We start from the raw sequence: 16,597 nt of genomic DNA, 5'->3' as shown, positions 1-16,597 counted from the left end.
CGAGGTTTTATAAGCTAAGCGACATAGGTCGAATTGGTCAGTCGCTAGGCGCTACGCGGAAGGAGCAAGCGCTTCGATGATCCGGCAGTCGGCGACGGTGTTGCGGCTACAGGAATCTATCAGCGCGTCGAGTTCACCAGCAAGCGCAGTCAGGTCCGCAATCTTACGTCTAATCGCGTCGCGGTGTTGGTTGGCGACAACATCAACCGCGATGCAGGACTGATCGCGCCGATCGGCAAGCCCCATCAACTCGCGTACTTGGTCGATCGAGAAGCCAAGATCGCGCGCACGCCGAATGAAGGACAGGCGGCGTAGATGCGCGTCCTCATAGGTCCGGTAGTTCCCCGCTGATCGTTCAGGCGCGGGCAGCAAGCCAATCTGCTCATAATAGCGGATCGTCTCGACCTTCGTGCCGGTGGCACCGGCCAGTTTTCCGATCGTCAGTTTTTCAGACATAGCGCTTGACCCTCTAGCGACTAGAGGGTGCATATAGGCTGTCAGATCGATTCTATCGAGGTGGCGAACATGGCCTGCACAAGCTGCGCGTCCGACAAGGCGGGTACTTTCAACGACCCCAAATGGCGCCGGGCGCTATGGATCGCACTCGCTATCAATGGTGGCATGTTCGTTATCGAGATACTTGCCGGCATCACGGGTGGATCGAAGGCGCTGCAAGCCGACGCGCTCGACTTTTTTGGCGATACCGCGAACTACGCAATCAGTCTTGGCGTTGCCGGAATGGCGATAGCCTGGCGCGCACGCGCTGCGATGTTGAAGGGGGCGACGCTTGCTTTGCTAGGCGTCTATGTCCTGTTCGCGGCGGGATGGGGGGCGCTCCACGACGCAACGCCCCATGCCGAAATTATGGGCGTGGTCGGCATAGCCGCGTTGATCGCGAACCTTGTCGTCGCGGTCATGCTGTACCGCTTCCGAAGCGGTGATGCGAACATGAGGTCGGTATGGATTTGCTCGCGTAACGACGCGATCGGCAACATCGCCGTCGTGCTGGCCGCAGGCGGGGTGTTCGGCCTCAACAGCGCGTGGCCTGATCTTGCCGTCGCCGCCTTGATGGCTGTGTTGGGAATATCGGGCGGTGTTCAGATCATGCGGCAGGCACGCGCCGAAATGCGTAGCGAGCCCTCACCCGCCCCCGCTACTTACCAGCGGTCGTTACATGGCAGTCGGTAAGCTGCTAAGGCGCGGGCCGATGCACCGCCTTTCCGCCCTGTTCCTCAGTTTCATGCTCGTGCTTATGCTCGGGCTTGGATCAGTTGCGCACGCGACCGAAGGCGTGACGTGCATTGATACCGCAGCGGTCAGCTCCCTCGATCATTGCGACGGCGATGCCGACCAAGTGCCGGCAGACGCCGACAAGGCGTATCCTCACCATCATGGTGGTTGCCACGGCCATCATGTCGGCGTGCCGATCGCGTCCGATTCAACCGGACCAGCCAGCAGCGTTCGTATGACGGCATCGGTGTGGCGCAATGCGCCCAAGGCCCCGGTAGCGTCGGACCCAGCCCTACGCCCTCCCCGAGCCTGACCAACGCCTAATTCCGCCGGGAAAGCCCGTGCGGACGCCCAAGGTTCGTCAGGAGTCCATTACCCATGCACCGTTTTATTGCGGCCTTATTGGCCGTGGCGTCGTGCGCGTCGATCGCGCAGGCGCAGTCAGCCGATCCCACATCGACCAGTCCCCCTCTCACCCTTGATCAGGCGCTTTCACTTGCCGGAGCGACCGCCCCCAGCCTTGAGGCTGCCACAGCAGGCGTCCGGGCAGCAGAGGCAGGCCGCACGGTTGCCGGCTACCGCCCTAACCCGTCGATCGTTGCTGAGACCGAGAACATTGCCGGTAGCGGTCAATATCGCGGCCTTCGCAGCGCCGAGACAACGGCAGGATTGGCACTACCGATCGAGTTGGGTGGCAAACGATCGGCACGGATCGCTGTCGCAGATGCAATTGGTAATCGAGCGAGGATAGGCACGGCGTTGGCCGCGGCCGATCTACGGCTTGCCATCACGCAGCTCTACATCGAGGCGACCACAGCGGAACGCCGACTGGTGACCACGCGCGAGCAGGCCGGTATCGCCCGCGAAGCATCGCGCGCAGCCGGCGTCCGCGTTCAAGCGGGGCGAGCATCACCGCTCGAACAGCAGCGCGCCGATGTATTGCGGATCAATGCGGAGACAGCCGTGGAGCGCTCGGAGCGGCTTGCGGAGGTCGCGCGGAGCAATCTTGCACGACGGATTGGCCAACCTTTCACAGGACCGTTGGACTTGGCGTGGTTCGGCCGTGTCGAGGGCTTTGGTCCAACGCGACCGATCGAGACCGCCGGGACGCTGGCATTGGCGGCGACACGCGCGGACGTGACAACGGCAGAGGCACAGGTGCGGCTTGCCAGGTCGCAGCGCATTCCCGACGTGACAATCAGCGCCAGCGCACGACGGCTTGAGGCTACGAACGACGTGGCAGCGGTGTTCGGGGTGTCGATCCCGTTCCCACTGTTCAACAACGGCAAGGCGGCAGTGGCGCAGGCGCGGGCGCAGACCGATCAGGCGCAGGCGCTACGTCGCGCGGCCGAGCTAGATACCGCGCAGGATATCGCAAGCGCACAGGCGAACGTCGCGAATGCCGCGACGACCGCTCGCAACGCCAGCGGGCCGGCATTGGCGTCGGCAAGCGAAGCCGCTCGGATCGCCCGGATCGGCTACCGGGAGGGCAAGTTCGGTCAGCTCGATTTGCTCGATGCCGAACGTACCCTGTCCGAAACACGAACCGCCGCTATCGATGCGCTCGCCACCTATCATGACGCCAAGGCACGCCTCGAACGGCTCGTTGCCGCAGCGCCTTCGCCCGAGGAAACCAATCAATGACGAAGACCATCATGCGGGCGCTCGCGCCTGTGACCCTGGCTGTCCTCCTTGCCGGATGCGGCGGGGGTGGCAACGGCGAGGCCGGTGAGAAAGCCGGAGCCGAGAAGACGGAAGGTGCCGAGGCCAGCGAAGCCAAGGAGGGTCCAAAGGATATCGTCACCCTGTCCGCGCAGCAGATTGCGGATGCCGGGATAGAGGTTACGCGTCCTACAGTAGGCGGCGTGGCCGGAGCGATCGAGCTATCGGCAACGATCGAGGGCGATCCTCAAGGTGTGCAGGTTGTGTCCACCTCCGTAGGCGGTCGGCTTGTTTCCCTCACCCGCAATCTCGGGCAGTCAGTCAGCCGGGGCGACCCGCTGGCTATCATAGAGAGCCGGGAAGCGGCGTCACTGAAAGCGGAGGTAGAAGCCGCGCGCGCGCGTTCCGCACTCGCCCAATCGAACCTTCGCCGCGAACAGCGTTTGTTCGCTGAACGTGTTTCGCCAGAACAGGATCTGGTCGCAGCGCGGACGGCCGCGACGGAGGCCAGCATTGCCCTTCGCCTGGCGCAGCAGCAGTTGTCAGCGACGGGCAGCGGAGGCGGCGCGCTCAACCGCATCGCGGTCCGCTCGCCGATCGCCGGCCAGGTCATCGCGCGATCCGCTACACTCGGGCAGGCAGTCGCGGCCGATGCAGAGCTGTTCCGCGTCGCCAATCTGTCGAAGGTCACTGTAACCACATCACTCGTCCCCACCGATGCCGGCCGGGTGAAACCCGGCGTGCGTGTCGAAGTGACGGCGCCGGGGCGGCGTCAGGAGGGGCGTGTCACGTTCGTGTCCCCCATTCTGGACGAGACGACCCGATTGGTGCCGGTGATCGCCACCCTCGACAACGCCGGCAGCACATGGCGCGTTGGTGAGACGGTCAACGTATCTATCCTCGTTCCTGCGACCGGGGACCGCACCGTCGCTGTACCATCGGCCGCAGTGCAGATGATCGAGGACAAGTCGTTTGTGTTCGTCCGGACGGCGACAGGATTCCGGGCAATTCCCGTGACGCTTGGTCGCACCAACGGCGGACAGGTCACTGTAACGGCGGGCCTTACCGGATCGGAGCGCATTGCCTCCACCAACAGCTTCACGCTCAAGGCCGAACTCGGCAAGGGTGCAGGCGGGGATGAGGACTGAGCCATGATCGGTCGCATCGTCACCCTCTCTGTCGAGAAGCGCTGGCTCGTCCTGCTTCTCACCATCGCGGCTGCATTGCTCGGGATTGGCGCGCTGCGTCAGCTTCCGATCGACGCCGTACCCGACATCACTAACAACCAGGTACAGATCAACGTCGTTGCTCCTGCCCTCTCCCCCGATCAGATCGAGAAGCAGGTTGCGTTCACGGTTGAAACCGCGCTCGCTGGCATTCCCGGGCTTGAATATACCCGCTCGCTAAGCCGCAATGGCTTTGCCCAGATCACAGCGGTTTTCGGTGAAAAGACCGATATCTACTTTGCGCGGGCGCAGGTGGCGGAACGCCTGCGAACCGCTGAGGAAGACCTTCCCGAAGGTGTGAACCCCGAGATGGGGCCGATCGCCACGGGCCTTGGCGATATCTTCATGTGGACCGTCGAATATCGCGAACTGGATCAGGTCCATCATCGCAACGGCGAACCCGGCCTGCAACGCGATGCCAGCTATATCACCCCTGAGGGGGATCACCTCGTCAGCGACGCCGACAAGGCGACCTACTTGCGCACCGTGCAGGATTGGATCGTCACGCCGCAGCTCAAAAGCACTGACGGGCTTGCTGGCGTCGACTCCCTTGGTGGCTACACCAAGGAATATCTCGTTATTCCAGACATACAGCGCATGGCGGCAATGCGGCTGACGCTTCAGGATCTCACCACCGCCCTTCAGCGCAGCAATACCAGCGCGGGCGCTGGTGTGGTCAACCGCAACGGCGAAGGGTTGGCGGTTCGATCGGATGGGCGTGTCCGCAACGCCGACGAGCTGGCCCGTACCGTTGTTGCCACGCGCGAGAGCGTTCCGATTCTGCTCAACCAGATCGCGACCGTTCGCACCGGGCAGGCGCTACGCATGGGATCGGCGTCGGAAAACGGCCATGAGGTTGTCGTCGGCACCGCGGTTATGCGGATCGGGGAGAATAGTCGCACGGTGTCGACGGGCGTTGCCGAACGGCTGACGCAGATCGGCCGCTCATTGCCGGTCGATGTTGTCGTGAAGCCGGTCATGAACCGGACCGAGCTGGTGAACTCCACGATCGCCACGGTTGCCCGCAACCTTGCCGAGGGTGCGGTGCTAGTGATCGTCGTTCTGTTTGCGCTGCTTGGCAATTTCCGCGCGGCGCTGATCGCAGCCTGCGTCATTCCGATCACGATGCTGTTGACCAGCATCGGCATGTTGAAGGCGGGTGTTTCGGCCAATCTGATGAGCCTTGGCGCGCTCGACTTTGGTCTGATCGTGGATGGCGCGGTCATCATCGTGGAGAACGCATTACGGCGTTTGGGAGAGGCGCAGCATGGTTGTGATGACGTGCTGACGATCGAGCAACGTCTTGGGATTGTCGCGGCATCGGCGCGCGAGATGATCCGCCCATCGGTGTACGGGCAGGCTATCATCATCCTGGTCTATGCGCCGTTGCTCACCTTCACGGGTGTCGAGGGCAAGATGTTCGAGCCGATGGCGCTGACAGTCATCATCGCCCTAGTGTTCGCCTTCATCCTGTCACTGACCTTCATACCGGCAGCGATTGCGATCTGGCTCAGCAATCGGGTCGAGGAGAAGGAAAGCCGCGTCGTCACGTTCCTCCGGCAGCGCTATGAGCCGGGACTCGATGCGGCAATGCGCCGACCCACCCTCACCATCGGCGTCGCGATCGGCGCGCTGGCGCTTGCCGGGGCCGCTTTCACGACTTTGGGGCAGGAGTTCTTGCCCCAGCTCGATGAGGGCAACATCCTCGTCCAGGCGGTCCGCATCCCCGGCACATCGGTCGATCAGAGCCAGGCAATGCAATTCCAGGTGGAAAAGGCGCTCGCCAAGGCCCCTGAGGTCCGTTTCGCCTTCTCGCGCACCGGGACGTCCGAAATCGCATCGGACCCAATGCCGCCTAACGCGACCGACACCTTCGTCATCTTGAAGCCGAAGAAGGAGTGGCCTGACCCCGGCCTGTCCAAGGAAGAGCTGGTGGAGCGGCTGGAAAAGCGCCTCTCCACCCTGCCGGGCAACGCCTATGAGATCACTCAGCCGATCCAGATGCGGTTCAACGAGCTGATTGCAGGCGTGCGCGGCGATATCGCGATCAAGGTATTCGGCGACGACTTTGGCGAGATGAACGCGACCGCGGATCGGATCGCCGGCATTCTGCGAAAGACGCGGGGTGCAGCGGACGTGCGGGTTGAGCAAACCGAAGGCTTGCCGATGCTCGATATCCGGCCGAACCGCACTGCCATGTCCCGCGTCGGGGTAACGGCCGGTGACGTGCAGGACACGGTTGCCGCAGCCATTGGCGGCCGGCAGGCTGGCGTGATCTTTGAAGGCGATCGTCGCTTCCCCGTCGTGATGCGGATGGCGGAAAGCTCACGATCTGATTTGACGGCGGTTGCTCAGGTCCCGGTGCCGACCGGTAGTGGCGGCTTCGTCCCGCTATCGACTGTGGCGGATATCGCCGTGGTCGATGGTCCCAATCAGATCAGTCGCGAGAACGGCAAGCGGCGTGTCGTGGTGCAGGCCAACGTGCGCGATCGAGACGTTGCCGGTGTCGTGGCTGATGCCCGCTCAGCCATCGACGCGCAGGTTAAATTGCCGCCCGGCACGTACCTCGAATGGGGCGGTCAGTTCGAGAACCTGGCATCCGCCCGCGATCGGCTCAGCGTTGTGGTGCCGATCTGTTTCGTGGTCATCATGTTCCTGCTCTACGGCGCGCTTGGCTCCGTCAGGGATGCGTTGATCGTGTTTACCGGCGTTCCGCTGGCGCTGGTCGGAGGCATCCTTGCGCTGGTGCTAAGAGGTATGCCGTTCTCCATTTCAGCGGCAGTCGGCTTCATCGCGCTATCGGGCGTCGCGGTCCTCAACGGGCTGGTCATGGTGTCATCCATCCATGATCTGATGCGGCAAGGCATGGATCGTGCGGTAGCGGCGCATCAAGGCGCTCTGGCGCGCCTCCGGCCGGTTGCGATGACAGCGCTCGTTGCGTCGCTTGGCTTCGTGCCGATGGCACTTGGCCATGGTGCTGGAGCAGAGGTGCAAAAGCCGCTGGCGACCGTCGTCATCGGTGGTCTCATATCCGCAACCCTGCTCACCTTGTTCGTGCTGCCGACGCTCTACGCTCGTTTTGGACGGCGCGAGCTGCCAGCTCCATCAGGGGGACATATCGAACTGCCGCCTTTGGCTCATGACAGCGTGAGGGCCTAAGCTATGCAGGCCGTTGCCTTTACGCTCATTCCCGTCGTTGCCGTACTGATCGGCTCGCTATTCGCGGTATCGAGACGGCCAAGTGATGCCTTCGTAAGCGCCATGCAGCACTTGGCGGCAGGCGTTGTGTTCGCCGCAGCGGCAGCCGAGATCCTGCCCCAGGTGATGCACGAAGGTTCACCGATCGCGACATTCACTGGCGGCGCACTTGGCATTCTCGTGATGCTGTCGCTCAAAGCCCTTGAGGGTCGCGCCAGTGGACCGATCGCTATGCTCGGGGCAGTTGCAGTCGATATCCTGATCGACGGGCTTGTTCTCGGATTGGCGTTCGTCGCTGGCGGGAAGGCCGGCGTGTTGCTGACGATCGCGTTGACGCTGGAGGTGCTGTTTCTCGGACTGACCGTAACGACCGAGTTGGGTGAGACGATCAAGTCCAAGGCACGTATCATCGGGATTACGATGGGGATCGCGTTGTTGCTGCCGATCGGTGCGGCGATAGCGACGCCTGTTGCGACGTTTCCGCCCGTCGTCATCGCCGGGTTTCTCAGTTTCGGACTGATGGCGCTGCTCTACCTCGTGACGGAGGAGCTATTGGTCGAGGCGCACGAGAAGCCTGACACCCCGCTTATCAGCGCGATGTTCTTCATCGGGTTTCTGGGATTGCTCCTGATTGAGGAGGTATTGGGCTGACCTCTCGACGTGGAACGTCCTGGACCGATGATGATGACGCCGAGCTTCGTCGGCGTATCGAGGCCAGGCAGACGCTGGCGGTAATCACGCGCGAGATGGGACGAACGATGGATGCGGTTCGGGGGAGAGCCTCAACCTTGCGGGTAACTCTTCGCTCGTCGCAGCGACCGTGGCGGGACGGCGTGCCGCGCCGAGTAGACGTAGACTAGAAAATAGGGGCGGTTGCCCGCCCCTATCCATCCTTTAGCCGTGCTTCATGCCGGCCTTGGCATGATCGCAGCAGTCAGCAGCCTTGGCTTTTGCGCCATCCTTGCAGCAGTCCGCACCGTCCTTGCAGCACGCCATGTCGGCGCAGCAATTGGCGACAGCGGCGAATGCGCCAGTCGACACGGTGAGGGCGAAGGCAGCGCTGATGAGCTTGAACTTGGTCATGATATTCTCCGAAATTTACGTGTGATGGTGTTCGACGTCACACGGTTTGCGGAGGGGGTGTGGCCGGAGCGTATGCCATGCCCAAAAGGCCGGTCTGCGGAGCCGGCCAAGGCGATAGACGGGAGGACGGAACCAGCCCGATATGCTCGACGGTTTCGCCGGCAACAGCAACGCACGGTATGGCGCAGGCCGACGCAGGGGCCTTTTTGATGGGAGCGCCTGCTGATTTGCTGGTGCAGTCCATCATCGCGGACGCAGCCGGAGGCGCGGCCATCGCCATCGTCTCACAGAGCGGGCCAAGCCGGACCAGCAACATCACCGCCAAGACGAAAAACGCCATGGAATGCAATATCTTGGAGAGTGGGCGAGCCCGGCGTTTCATCGGATGCATCTAGAAGCCCACTCAGTGACGCACAATGCCGCAGGAGCGGTTTGCCACACTAAGCGGATTTTACTCGCCTTTCCGGTACGTTGGCGAGATTGCGATGCTCGAAAGGTCCGTGGCGCTATCGATCGGCACGCCTGCCTCCTTTCGCTCGGAATAGCGATCGACCAGTTGGGCGGTGTGCGGGCGTAGCAGAACCGTGAAGCGTACCAGTTCCTCCATCACGTCCACGATCCGATCATAGTAGGCCGAAGGCTTCATTCGATCGTTTTCGTGGAACTCGGCAAACGCCTTCGCGACGCTGGATTGGTTGGGGATCGTCACCATTCGCATCCAGCGGCCGAGGACGCGCAGGGTGTTCACGCTGTTGAACGACTGCGATCCGGCCGACACCTGCATGACGGCGAGCGTGCGGCCCTGCGTCGGGCGCATCCCCCCCATCGACAGCGGCAGGTGATCGACTTGCAGCTTCATGATCCCGGTAATCTGGCCGTGCCGCTCGGGGCTGCACCACACATGCCCTTCCGACCACATCGACAATTCGCGCAGTTCGTGGACGGCCGGGTGATCGTCCCCCGTCACTTGGTCGGGTAGCGGCAGGGTCGAAGGATCGAAGATCCGCGTCTCGCAGCCGAAGAATTGCAGCAGGCGAGCAGCTTCTTCCACACACAGTCGCGAGAACGACCGCTCCCGCAGGGAGCCGTAGAGCAACAGGATGCGCGGAGGCGGATCACCAGCGCCCAGCCCAAGGGCAGGACGATCGAGCGCATAGCGCCGATCGAGCGCGGGCAGATTATCAGGATCGGAGAGAGTGCGGAGCGGCATCAGGCAGTCCTTGGGCCAAGCAGAATGATACAGGTGCCGATCAGGCAGAGTGCCGCTCCACCAGCATCCCAGCGATCGGGCCGCACCCCTTCGACAGCCCACAGCCAGATCAACGATGCGCAGATGTAGACACCGCCATAGGCAGCATATGCCCTCCCCGCTGCGTCGCTATCCACGCGTGTCAGCAGCCAGGCGAACAGCATAAGCGAGACTACGCCCGGAGCCAGCCACAGGGGCGATTTGCCCAGCCGCAACCATGCCCAAAAGGCAAAGCAGCCCGCGATTTCCGCAAGCGACGCGGCAAGGTAGACGAGTGCCGTCATACCATGCTGATCCTGATCGCGAGTGCCGCGAGCGTTACCAGCAGCACCGGGATCGTCAGTGTCGCGCCAACCTTGAAGTAATAGCCCCAGCCGATCCGGATGCCCTTTTGCCCGAGGACATGCAGCCAGAGCAGCGTCGCGAGTGAGCCGATCGGCGTGATCTTCGGACCGAGGTCGCAGCCGATCACGTTGGCGTAGATCATCGCTTCCTTGATCGCGCCTGTGGCGTGCGTCGCGTCGATCGATAGCGCGCCCACCAGCACAGTCGGCATGTTGTTCATCACCGACGACAGCAGTGCCGCGATGATTCCGGTCCCGAACGCCGCGCCCCACACGCCGCCTTGCGCGGTGCGATCGAGCAAGCTGGCAAGGTGGTTGGTCAGGCCAGCATTCCGCAGTCCATAGACGACCAGGTACATGCCGAGCGAGAAGATCACGACTTGCCACGGCGCACCGGCCAGCACCTTACGCGTCTGGATGACATGGCCGCGCGCGGCGATGACGAGCAGGAGGACCGCGCCGGCAGCGGCAACGGCGCTGACCGGCACGCCGATAGGTTCGAGCAGGAAGAAGCCGGCGAGTAGCAGGGCCAGAACGACCCCGCCTGCCTTGAACGTTGCAGGATCGCGGATCGCGTCAGCAGGCGTGCGAAGCTGCGTCACGTCATAGCTTGTCGGTATTTCACGTCGGAAGAACAGCAGCAGCGCAACCAATGTCGAGGCGATCGACGCCAGATCAACCGGCACCATCACCGAGGCATAATCGGCAAAGCCGATCCGGAAGAAGTCGGCCGAGACGATGTTGACGAGGTTGGAGACGATCAGCGGCAGACTGGCGGTATCGGCTATGAACCCCGCCGCCATGACGAACGCCAGCGTCGCCTTGTCCTTGTATCCCAGCGCACGCAGCATCGCGATGACGATCGGCGTCAGGATCAGGGCCGCGCCATCATTGGCGAACAGCGCCGACACCGCCGCGCCGAGCAGAACGATCAGCACGAACAGCCGGCGACCATGCCCCCGGCCCCAGCGCGCGACATGGAGCGCCGCCCATTCGAAGAATCCGGCTTCATCAAGCAACAGGCTGACGATGATGATCGCGACGAATGTCGCGGTCGCGTTCCAGACGATACCCCACACCACCGGCACGTCGGAGAGCGAGACGACCCCGACGAGCAGCGCGATCGCCGCGCCGCCCATCGCGCTCCACCCTATCCCGAGGCCCTTGGGCTGCCAGATGACGAGCGCGATCGTCGCAACGAAGATAGCGAGCGCGAGCAGCATTAGGCGACGCGCTGACCAGCGGCGTCTACGACCTGTTCGCCGTCTTCCTTAGCAAACGCACCCTGTTGCGGCTCAGGCAGCAGATCAAGGACTGCTTCGGACGGACGGCACAGCTTTACACCAAGCGGCGATACGACCAGCGGCCGGTTGATGAGGATCGGATGCGCCATCATCGCGTCCACCAGCGCGTCGTCGGATAGCGACGTGTCGCCCAGGCCAAGCTCCGCATAAGGAGTCCCCTTCTCACGCAGCAGATCGCGGGGCGTGATCCCGGCGCGATCGATCAGCTCGACCAGCAGCGGGAGCGAGGGCGGCGTCTTCAGATATTCGACCACATGCGGCTCGATGCCGGCATTGCGGATCATCGCCAGCGTGTTGCGCGACGTGCCGCACTCGGGGTTGTGATAGATCACGATATCGACGGCCACGAGGCGTCCTTTCAGCAGCATGGGGTGAGTTCGGCTAGGAGTGGCGCACATAGTTCGGGTGAGCCGGCGCAGCAGTCTTTGACGAGGAACAGGGTCAGTGCGCGCAGCCCGTCCAGATCGGCGCGGTAGACGATCGAGCGGCTATGTCGTTCGGAACGGACGATGCCGGCACGCGCGAGAATGCCAAGGTGCGCTGACATAGTGTTTTGCGGCACGTCGAGCTGACGGGCGATTTCGCCGGCCGCCATTCCAACTGGTTCGTGCCGGACCAGTAGGCGAAACACGTCGAGGCGTGTGCCTTGTGCGAGAGCGCTAAGTGCAGCAATGGCCGAATCGTTTTCCATATATCCAGCATAGAGGATATGTCAGGCTTGGCTAGTTCGAGATTTCCGAGGCCAACCTTCTCAATTTACGATCCCCCGCGAGAAAGCCGTATCGGGCGAGAGCGCCCATATCTGGACGTTCAGGTGGGCAAACCGCTGCTGCTCACTTGCGGAAAACAGCGGAATAGTGTACATACATATTCGTAAAATACAGGAACAGCCGTGCATTTTGAGTGGGACGATGGGAAGGCCGCATCGAATCTTACCAAGTACGGGATTTCTTTCGAACTGGCGCGCGAGGTTTGGAGCGATCCGCTCTACGTGGTCCTTCCTGATCGCATGGAAGGCGGCGAGCAGCGCTGGCACGCTATCGGCATGATTGGTGCCGTCGTCGTCCTGGTGGTCGTTCACAGCCATCTGCAACCGGATAACGAAGACCGGGTCCGGATCATCAGCGCCCGAAAAGCAACGGCACACGAAAGGAAACGCTATGAGCAAGAAAGCGCTTAGTCCCGAGTTGCAGGATCAGCTCGATCGGCTCGCAGCTTTGCCGGACGATCAGATCGACACCATCGATATCCCCGAAGCATCGGCCGAAGCGTGGCAGCATGCCCGCCGGCCAGGTCTGTATCGCCCTATCAAAAAGCCTGTCACGCTCCGGCTCGATGCCGATATCGTGAGCTGGTTCAAGGAGCACGCCCATGATCGCGGCTACCAGACCGAAATCAACCGCGTGCTGCGGCGCTACGTTGCAGAGAGCGAAGCGCGGGCCTGACGCTATCCATACCGCTGCTTAGCGCTCCACTGCCGACTGATATTGGGCAAAGTTGCCAACGGCAGGGGATCGACCCGCGCCCGTCGGCGAGATCGCTGTAGCGATACGTCTACCAATTCCGTCACGCTGACGCGCACCAATATGAAAGCGCCATTCAGGGTATACCCAGAATAACGTAGCCGACCTGATAGGTATGACCTGCTGCCAAAGCTGGCATTGTGTCATATTGTGTGAAGTGGCATACGATCCAATTAGCATCAAGAGAGAGGCGCCGCTATGGCTACGCAGTCCATAGACGTTAAAGTGGCCAGTAATGGTCGTATGATTCTGCCTGCATCCGTTCGCAAAGCGATGGGTCTCCATGGAGATGCGAAGGTCATCTTGACGGTTGAGAACGATCAGGTCCGCCTGTCGCCGATTGGTCACGGGGTTTCTCGGGCGCAAGCGCTTTATCGAGAGCATGCCAAGCAGACCCGAACAGTCGACGACTTTCTGTCTGATCGTAAGGCGGAGGCCATCGCGGAGGCAGGCGAGCCGCCCATTCGGAGCCGCAGGGAAATCTAGCATGACATCTGTTGTAATGGATGCTTCTGCGGTGCTGGCGCTGGTTCGGGATGAGCCAGGCGCTGACAAGGTCACACCGCACATTGGACGAGCAGCGATCTCGGCCGTGAATCTACAGGAGGTCATTAAGGAGCTCCTGCTTAGCGATTTGGATGCGTCTACCATCCGCGAGATTTTGGACGAGCTTCGTCTCGATGTACGTTCCCACGACGTGGAGGCAGCGTATTCAGCCGCTGGCCTGCACACTCAGACGAAGGAGTTTGGGCGCGGCCTCGGCGATCGTTCCTGTCTAGCGCTTGCGATGCAGCTTGGTGTTCCCGCGCTTACCGCCGACCGGGAATGGCAAAAGGTAAAGGTCAAAGGGCTCAAGGTGGAGCATATCCGCTAACCGCCTATCCTGCCTCGCCGTGCCCAGCAGCATTCAACCCCAAACCAAGCGTCGCAAATGTGTTTTGGAACTGGTTCGTTCTGCAACCGCCTTATGCGACGATCGAGCATCTGGAAGCCGACGGTTGGCTAAACCGTCGCGAAATTCAGCAATTTCGCGACGACTCTACGGGTCCCAAAGTGCGCGGTCAGTTCAAACGGCATGAACCGCAAGACCTAGAAGGGGGATTTTGCTACCTGGCAGCTGACGGTCATAAGTAACTGGCGTGCAGAGGTCGAAGGCCTCTGCACGCCAGTTACGCGGCCTTAAGCTTCGCCTCGAGCGACGCACGAGCAGCATCCAGGCGCGTCGGGTCCGTCTTCGCCGAAAGCCGATCGCGGGGCTTCTGACCAAGGAAGTAGGCGATGCGCTCGGCATTCGCCCCGCTCGGATGGGGAAGACCGTCGAGAATGGTCGAGCGATCGACGATGCCCTGATTAGCCAGGTAATCGAGCATGGCGCTCACCTTCGGCCCCAACGGCACCAAGAGCGCGCCGCGCAAGGAGCGCAGTTCCTCGCCCAGGTAGGTCAGCAGCCAATCCCGCATAGACGGGATGCGAAGCGCGTCAGGCTGCCCGGACCAGTTTTCGCCATCGACAAAGACCGGGTAGCGCAGCGCCGACGTGAAATGGACGAGGTCTGCGCGCTCGCTCCAGAGCAAGGCGGTGGACGCAAGCTCGAGATGGCGTGCGACGCCGATCTGATCGAGCATGGCGACTAGGTTGGCACGCATCGGACCCGAAAAGCTGGCGAACACCTTCGCTTCCGCAGCTGCGTCAACCACACTTGCGCCACGACGCAGGGCGGTTCGTGCAGCCGAGAGCGCGTTCCGGGCTTGTTGAAGGCCCGGCGTCAGGCCGACAATGGCGATGCGCGCTGTCCAGTTCATATGGTCGAATGGAGCGTAGACCATCGAGACAGTCCGGCCGCCTGCATCGGCGTGCGCCAAAGCGAGCTTATCGGCAGTCCGCGGGTCGGAGACTTCGACATCGGTGAGATCGCGGACGGTAGCGGCAAAACGTGGGAAAAGAGACTGGGCCATAGCTTCCTTCGTGGATTTAGATTTGTGGACCCGACGCAGATCAGCGCCGACTGCCAAGGGCCTGAAAAGCTGCGAACAGGGAGTCGGGGGAGACGTGCAGCGCCACGGCGTAGCGTCGCAGTTCGGGTGCGGTCGGCATCTCATCAGTAGTGCGACGCTTCACGATAGCGGGTTCTGCCTCGTTGAGGTCGGGTGAAGGGTCGCCAATCCGGGAACGGGCGATCGCGAACCCTTTGGGTCCTGGCTGATCATGAAGATCGTTAGCGATCCTCCAAGCCCACCGCCCTTCGTATGTCTCCTCTTCACGTAGAGGCGCGAAGTTGCGGCGGGTCACGACCCAGTTTGTCAGCGCTGGCAGGTCGAGTTTCGACCTGACCAGGCTCAGGCCATCGCGGCTGAGCGTGTTACGTACGGCGGTCGCCGGCATACCGGTGAGGGCAGCCACTGCCTCGGTCACACTTTGATCGATTGCGCCGTCCTTTCCGTCCGACGCCTCGCTTACGAGGAAGCAGCCGTCAGCGATCTGCCACCTGTAATAGGCCGAAAGGATTGTCCGCTGGAGCGCGCTTCCTTCGCGGTCGAGCGGCGAGCTGTGCCGACGGCTGAACCGAGCGAGTGAGCCGACCATGATCTGCTCCAACTCGTCGACGTCGTCCTCCGAGATCGATCGGCTCTCGGCGGTCGGGCGGAACGCGCTATGATAGGCGGCGGTGACGATGCGCGTCATGTTGAACCGCGATAAGTCGATGCGCTCCAACGCTTCGCTGCTCTCGCCATCGTCGATGGGATCGAATGGAAAGCCGATGAATGCGCTCGCTGCGTCGGCGCTGGCGATTAGGCCCAAATCCGCGGCTTGCGAGCGCAGGTGCTGCTTCAATTCGACCATGACCGCCTCCAGTGAAAAGGGCGGCTCGGGCATGGTGTAGGCCCACAGGTCGTCGAGCTGGTTCACGGGCTCGTCGATAAACTCAAGCGTGCCCGGCGCGACGAGACTCGGAGCTGATCGACCATCAGACATGCGGATGGCGAAGCCCTTCCGCACCAGTTCCAGGGCTTCAAGGTAGCTGGAGACGAAAACAGCGTTCTCTTTGTGGTGGCGCTGTGAACCGTGAGCCGGATCACCAAGAACGAACATACGATCGCGCTGGCGCCAAGGGCGCTCGGTCAACCCGGTCGTCGAGTTGGTGCGCTGGATGCGGGTGAGATAGATGGAAATAGGACTTCTCCGATTGATCAGTGCAGACGGGCGGCGGTGATGACCAAGCCGTTGGGTGCGAGGACGACGTAAGCATTGCGGTAGCGATCAAGCCGGGGCGCATGGCCGACCAGAAGGCGGCGAGCCTCGGCCAGCTATCCTCGTCGAAACGGTGAAGGGTACAGCCGCCGCCCGCGTCGACCAGATCGGTCAGCTCCGTCAGGAACGCGACGACATGCTGCGGTATCGAACGCTGCTGCATGCGCAGCAGCGCATGTCGGGAAGAGGATGGCGGAGGTTGATGTTTGACGAGGGGTGCATAGCGAGCTTCCTTGCTTGTGCACTCTACATAACTCCGCAAATCTGGCAGTCAAGGTAAAAATAACAACCTGATCTGGCAAGTTATGTGCGTGATAACCGGATGGTTGTGACAGAGGCGCGTTCGCAGCTTTCCGTGTGCTTATGGGTGTCAGAAGCGCGGTTCAAATCGCATCCAAAATTGGAAATGACCCTCGCCTACGACGGTTTCAGACCTGATCCAGGCATCGCACTGTCGCAAAAATAACGACATCTGATACGTTCGAAACTCAGGACTTCCGCGACACTGCGCGGATGTCCCATGTAGTGG

General features: G+C 61.9%; 20 protein-coding genes. 11 read left to right on the top strand and 9 right to left on the bottom strand.

Annotation, left to right across the window (positions count from 1 at the left end; all coding sequences use genetic code 11):
* Positions 1–51 precede the first annotated feature (51 nt).
* Entirely contained in the window at positions 52–456 is a 405-nt protein-coding gene (locus AC1ME3_RS19265; RefSeq protein WP_060527464.1) for a MerR family transcriptional regulator, read from the bottom strand.
* Between the two features lie 69 nt (positions 457–525).
* On the opposite strand from AC1ME3_RS19265, the gene AC1ME3_RS19260 reads away from it, so the two are divergent.
* The 6 genes from AC1ME3_RS19260 (at position 526) to AC1ME3_RS19235 (ending at position 7,967) form a co-directional block, all read left to right on the top strand.
* On the top strand, positions 526–1,188 hold the full coding sequence (locus tag AC1ME3_RS19260; RefSeq protein ID WP_060527465.1) for a cation efflux transmembrane domain-containing protein: 663 nt from the start codon (positions 526–528) through the stop codon (positions 1,186–1,188).
* Between the two features lie 19 nt (positions 1,189–1,207).
* Positions 1,208–1,543, top strand: a complete 336-nt coding sequence (locus AC1ME3_RS19255; protein ID WP_480956023.1) for a hypothetical protein — start codon at positions 1,208–1,210, stop codon at positions 1,541–1,543.
* 65 nt (positions 1,544–1,608) lie between these two features.
* Positions 1,609–2,874: a TolC family protein gene (locus AC1ME3_RS19250; protein WP_480956022.1), complete on the top strand. Its 1,266-nt coding sequence runs from the start codon at positions 1,609–1,611 to the stop codon at positions 2,872–2,874.
* A complete protein-coding gene (locus AC1ME3_RS19245) occupies positions 2,871–4,040 on the top strand; it encodes an efflux RND transporter periplasmic adaptor subunit (RefSeq protein WP_353449835.1) in 1,170 nt (389 codons plus the stop codon). Before AC1ME3_RS19250 ends, AC1ME3_RS19245 begins: the two co-directional genes overlap by 4 nt.
* A 3-nt stretch (positions 4,041–4,043) precedes the next feature.
* The gene (locus AC1ME3_RS19240; protein WP_480956021.1) at positions 4,044–7,277 is read left to right on the top strand and encodes an efflux RND transporter permease subunit; all 3,234 of its coding nucleotides are present in this window, start codon (positions 4,044–4,046) and stop codon (positions 7,275–7,277) included.
* Positions 7,278–7,280: 3 nt separating this feature from the next.
* Entirely contained in the window at positions 7,281–7,967 is a 687-nt protein-coding gene (locus AC1ME3_RS19235) for a ZIP family metal transporter (protein WP_055879907.1), read from the top strand.
* A gap of 243 nt (positions 7,968–8,210) precedes the next feature.
* Here AC1ME3_RS19235 and AC1ME3_RS19230 read toward each other — a convergent pair whose 3' ends face one another.
* On the bottom strand, positions 8,211–8,399 hold the full coding sequence (locus tag AC1ME3_RS19230) for a hypothetical protein (protein WP_353449832.1): 189 nt from the start codon (positions 8,397–8,399) through the stop codon (positions 8,211–8,213).
* A gap of 179 nt (positions 8,400–8,578) precedes the next feature.
* Between AC1ME3_RS19230 and AC1ME3_RS19225 the strand changes: the two genes are divergently transcribed.
* The gene (locus tag AC1ME3_RS19225) at positions 8,579–8,794 is read left to right on the top strand and encodes a hypothetical protein (RefSeq protein WP_480956020.1); all 216 of its coding nucleotides are present in this window, start codon (positions 8,579–8,581) and stop codon (positions 8,792–8,794) included.
* Positions 8,795–8,850: 56 nt separating this feature from the next.
* On the opposite strand, the gene arsH is transcribed toward AC1ME3_RS19225, so the two are convergent.
* The 5 genes from arsH to AC1ME3_RS19200 are packed head-to-tail and all read right to left on the bottom strand — an operon-like array spanning position 8,851 to position 11,987.
* On the bottom strand, positions 8,851–9,609 hold the full coding sequence (gene arsH / locus AC1ME3_RS19220; protein ID WP_480956019.1) for an arsenical resistance protein ArsH: 759 nt from the start codon (positions 9,607–9,609) through the stop codon (positions 8,851–8,853).
* Positions 9,609–9,932 carry a YnfA family protein gene (locus AC1ME3_RS19215; protein WP_480956018.1) on the bottom strand — a complete coding sequence of 108 codons (324 nt, stop codon included), beginning with the start codon at positions 9,930–9,932 and terminating at the stop codon, positions 9,609–9,611. The genes arsH and AC1ME3_RS19215 overlap by 1 nt, the downstream gene beginning before the upstream one ends.
* The gene (locus tag AC1ME3_RS19210) at positions 9,929–11,215 is read right to left on the bottom strand and encodes an arsenic transporter (protein ID WP_480956017.1); all 1,287 of its coding nucleotides are present in this window, start codon (positions 11,213–11,215) and stop codon (positions 9,929–9,931) included. Before AC1ME3_RS19210 ends, AC1ME3_RS19215 begins: the two co-directional genes overlap by 4 nt.
* The gene (gene arsC, locus AC1ME3_RS19205) at positions 11,215–11,643 is read right to left on the bottom strand and encodes an arsenate reductase (glutaredoxin) (protein WP_353449827.1); all 429 of its coding nucleotides are present in this window, start codon (positions 11,641–11,643) and stop codon (positions 11,215–11,217) included. The genes AC1ME3_RS19210 and arsC overlap by 1 nt, the downstream gene beginning before the upstream one ends.
* Before the next feature lie 11 nt (positions 11,644–11,654).
* Positions 11,655–11,987 (bottom strand): ArsR/SmtB family transcription factor, encoded by a 333-nt coding sequence (locus AC1ME3_RS19200; protein ID WP_480956016.1) that lies wholly within the window; start codon positions 11,985–11,987, stop codon positions 11,655–11,657.
* A gap of 201 nt (positions 11,988–12,188) precedes the next feature.
* On the opposite strand from AC1ME3_RS19200, the gene AC1ME3_RS19195 reads away from it, so the two are divergent.
* The 4 genes from AC1ME3_RS19195 to AC1ME3_RS19180 all read left to right on the top strand — a co-directional run bounded on the left by AC1ME3_RS19195 (position 12,189) and on the right by AC1ME3_RS19180 (position 13,693).
* The gene (locus tag AC1ME3_RS19195) at positions 12,189–12,476 is read left to right on the top strand and encodes a BrnT family toxin (RefSeq protein WP_480956015.1); all 288 of its coding nucleotides are present in this window, start codon (positions 12,189–12,191) and stop codon (positions 12,474–12,476) included.
* Entirely contained in the window at positions 12,457–12,741 is a 285-nt protein-coding gene (locus AC1ME3_RS19190) for a BrnA antitoxin family protein (protein WP_480956014.1), read from the top strand. The genes AC1ME3_RS19195 and AC1ME3_RS19190 overlap by 20 nt, the downstream gene beginning before the upstream one ends.
* A 276-nt stretch (positions 12,742–13,017) precedes the next feature.
* The gene (locus AC1ME3_RS19185; protein ID WP_480956013.1) at positions 13,018–13,305 is read left to right on the top strand and encodes an AbrB/MazE/SpoVT family DNA-binding domain-containing protein; all 288 of its coding nucleotides are present in this window, start codon (positions 13,018–13,020) and stop codon (positions 13,303–13,305) included.
* Between the two features lies 1 nt (position 13,306).
* Positions 13,307–13,693 (top strand): type II toxin-antitoxin system VapC family toxin, encoded by a 387-nt coding sequence (locus AC1ME3_RS19180; RefSeq protein ID WP_480956012.1) that lies wholly within the window; start codon positions 13,307–13,309, stop codon positions 13,691–13,693.
* Positions 13,694–13,988: 295 nt separating this feature from the next.
* On the opposite strand, the gene AC1ME3_RS19175 is transcribed toward AC1ME3_RS19180, so the two are convergent.
* Together AC1ME3_RS19175 and AC1ME3_RS19170 are read right to left on the bottom strand one after the other, a co-directional pair.
* On the bottom strand, positions 13,989–14,774 hold the full coding sequence (locus AC1ME3_RS19175; protein ID WP_480956011.1) for a hypothetical protein: 786 nt from the start codon (positions 14,772–14,774) through the stop codon (positions 13,989–13,991).
* Positions 14,775–14,814: 40 nt separating this feature from the next.
* The gene (locus AC1ME3_RS19170; RefSeq protein WP_480956010.1) at positions 14,815–15,942 is read right to left on the bottom strand and encodes a hypothetical protein; all 1,128 of its coding nucleotides are present in this window, start codon (positions 15,940–15,942) and stop codon (positions 14,815–14,817) included.
* Positions 15,943–16,597: the final 655 nt, after the last annotated feature.

This window comes from Sphingomonas sp. BL2, assembly GCF_056680015.1.
Note: the sequence above shows the minus strand (reverse complement) of the source record. Positions and strands in the feature narration are given on the sequence as shown.

Bases quoted from the DNA above. Each gene is read 5' to 3' on its own strand.
- AC1ME3_RS19225 (WP_480956020.1), top strand. From the start codon at position 8,579: ATGGCGCAGGCCGACGCAGGGGCCTTTTTGATGGGAGCGCCTGCTGAT.
- AC1ME3_RS19250 (WP_480956022.1), top strand. From the start codon at position 1,609: ATGCACCGTTTTATTGCGGCCTTATTGGCCGTGGCGTCGTGCGCGTCG.
- AC1ME3_RS19180 (WP_480956012.1), top strand. From the start codon at position 13,307: ATGACATCTGTTGTAATGGATGCTTCTGCGGTGCTGGCGCTGGTTCGG.
- AC1ME3_RS19265 (WP_060527464.1), bottom strand. From the start codon at position 456: ATGTCTGAAAAACTGACGATCGGAAAACTGGCCGGTGCCACCGGCACG.
- AC1ME3_RS19245 (WP_353449835.1), top strand. From the start codon at position 2,871: ATGACGAAGACCATCATGCGGGCGCTCGCGCCTGTGACCCTGGCTGTC.
- AC1ME3_RS19215 (WP_480956018.1), bottom strand. From the start codon at position 9,932: ATGACGGCACTCGTCTACCTTGCCGCGTCGCTTGCGGAAATCGCGGGC.
- AC1ME3_RS19185 (WP_480956013.1), top strand. From the start codon at position 13,018: ATGGCTACGCAGTCCATAGACGTTAAAGTGGCCAGTAATGGTCGTATG.
- AC1ME3_RS19255 (WP_480956023.1), top strand. From the start codon at position 1,208: ATGCACCGCCTTTCCGCCCTGTTCCTCAGTTTCATGCTCGTGCTTATG.
- AC1ME3_RS19230 (WP_353449832.1), bottom strand. From the start codon at position 8,399: ATGACCAAGTTCAAGCTCATCAGCGCTGCCTTCGCCCTCACCGTGTCG.
- AC1ME3_RS19190 (WP_480956014.1), top strand. From the start codon at position 12,457: ATGAGCAAGAAAGCGCTTAGTCCCGAGTTGCAGGATCAGCTCGATCGG.
- arsH (WP_480956019.1), bottom strand. From the start codon at position 9,609: ATGCCGCTCCGCACTCTCTCCGATCCTGATAATCTGCCCGCGCTCGAT.
- AC1ME3_RS19175 (WP_480956011.1), bottom strand. From the start codon at position 14,774: ATGGCCCAGTCTCTTTTCCCACGTTTTGCCGCTACCGTCCGCGATCTC.
- AC1ME3_RS19260 (WP_060527465.1), top strand. From the start codon at position 526: ATGGCCTGCACAAGCTGCGCGTCCGACAAGGCGGGTACTTTCAACGAC.
- AC1ME3_RS19240 (WP_480956021.1), top strand. From the start codon at position 4,044: ATGATCGGTCGCATCGTCACCCTCTCTGTCGAGAAGCGCTGGCTCGTC.
- AC1ME3_RS19210 (WP_480956017.1), bottom strand. From the start codon at position 11,215: ATGCTGCTCGCGCTCGCTATCTTCGTTGCGACGATCGCGCTCGTCATC.
- AC1ME3_RS19200 (WP_480956016.1), bottom strand. From the start codon at position 11,987: ATGGAAAACGATTCGGCCATTGCTGCACTTAGCGCTCTCGCACAAGGC.
- AC1ME3_RS19235 (WP_055879907.1), top strand. From the start codon at position 7,281: ATGCAGGCCGTTGCCTTTACGCTCATTCCCGTCGTTGCCGTACTGATC.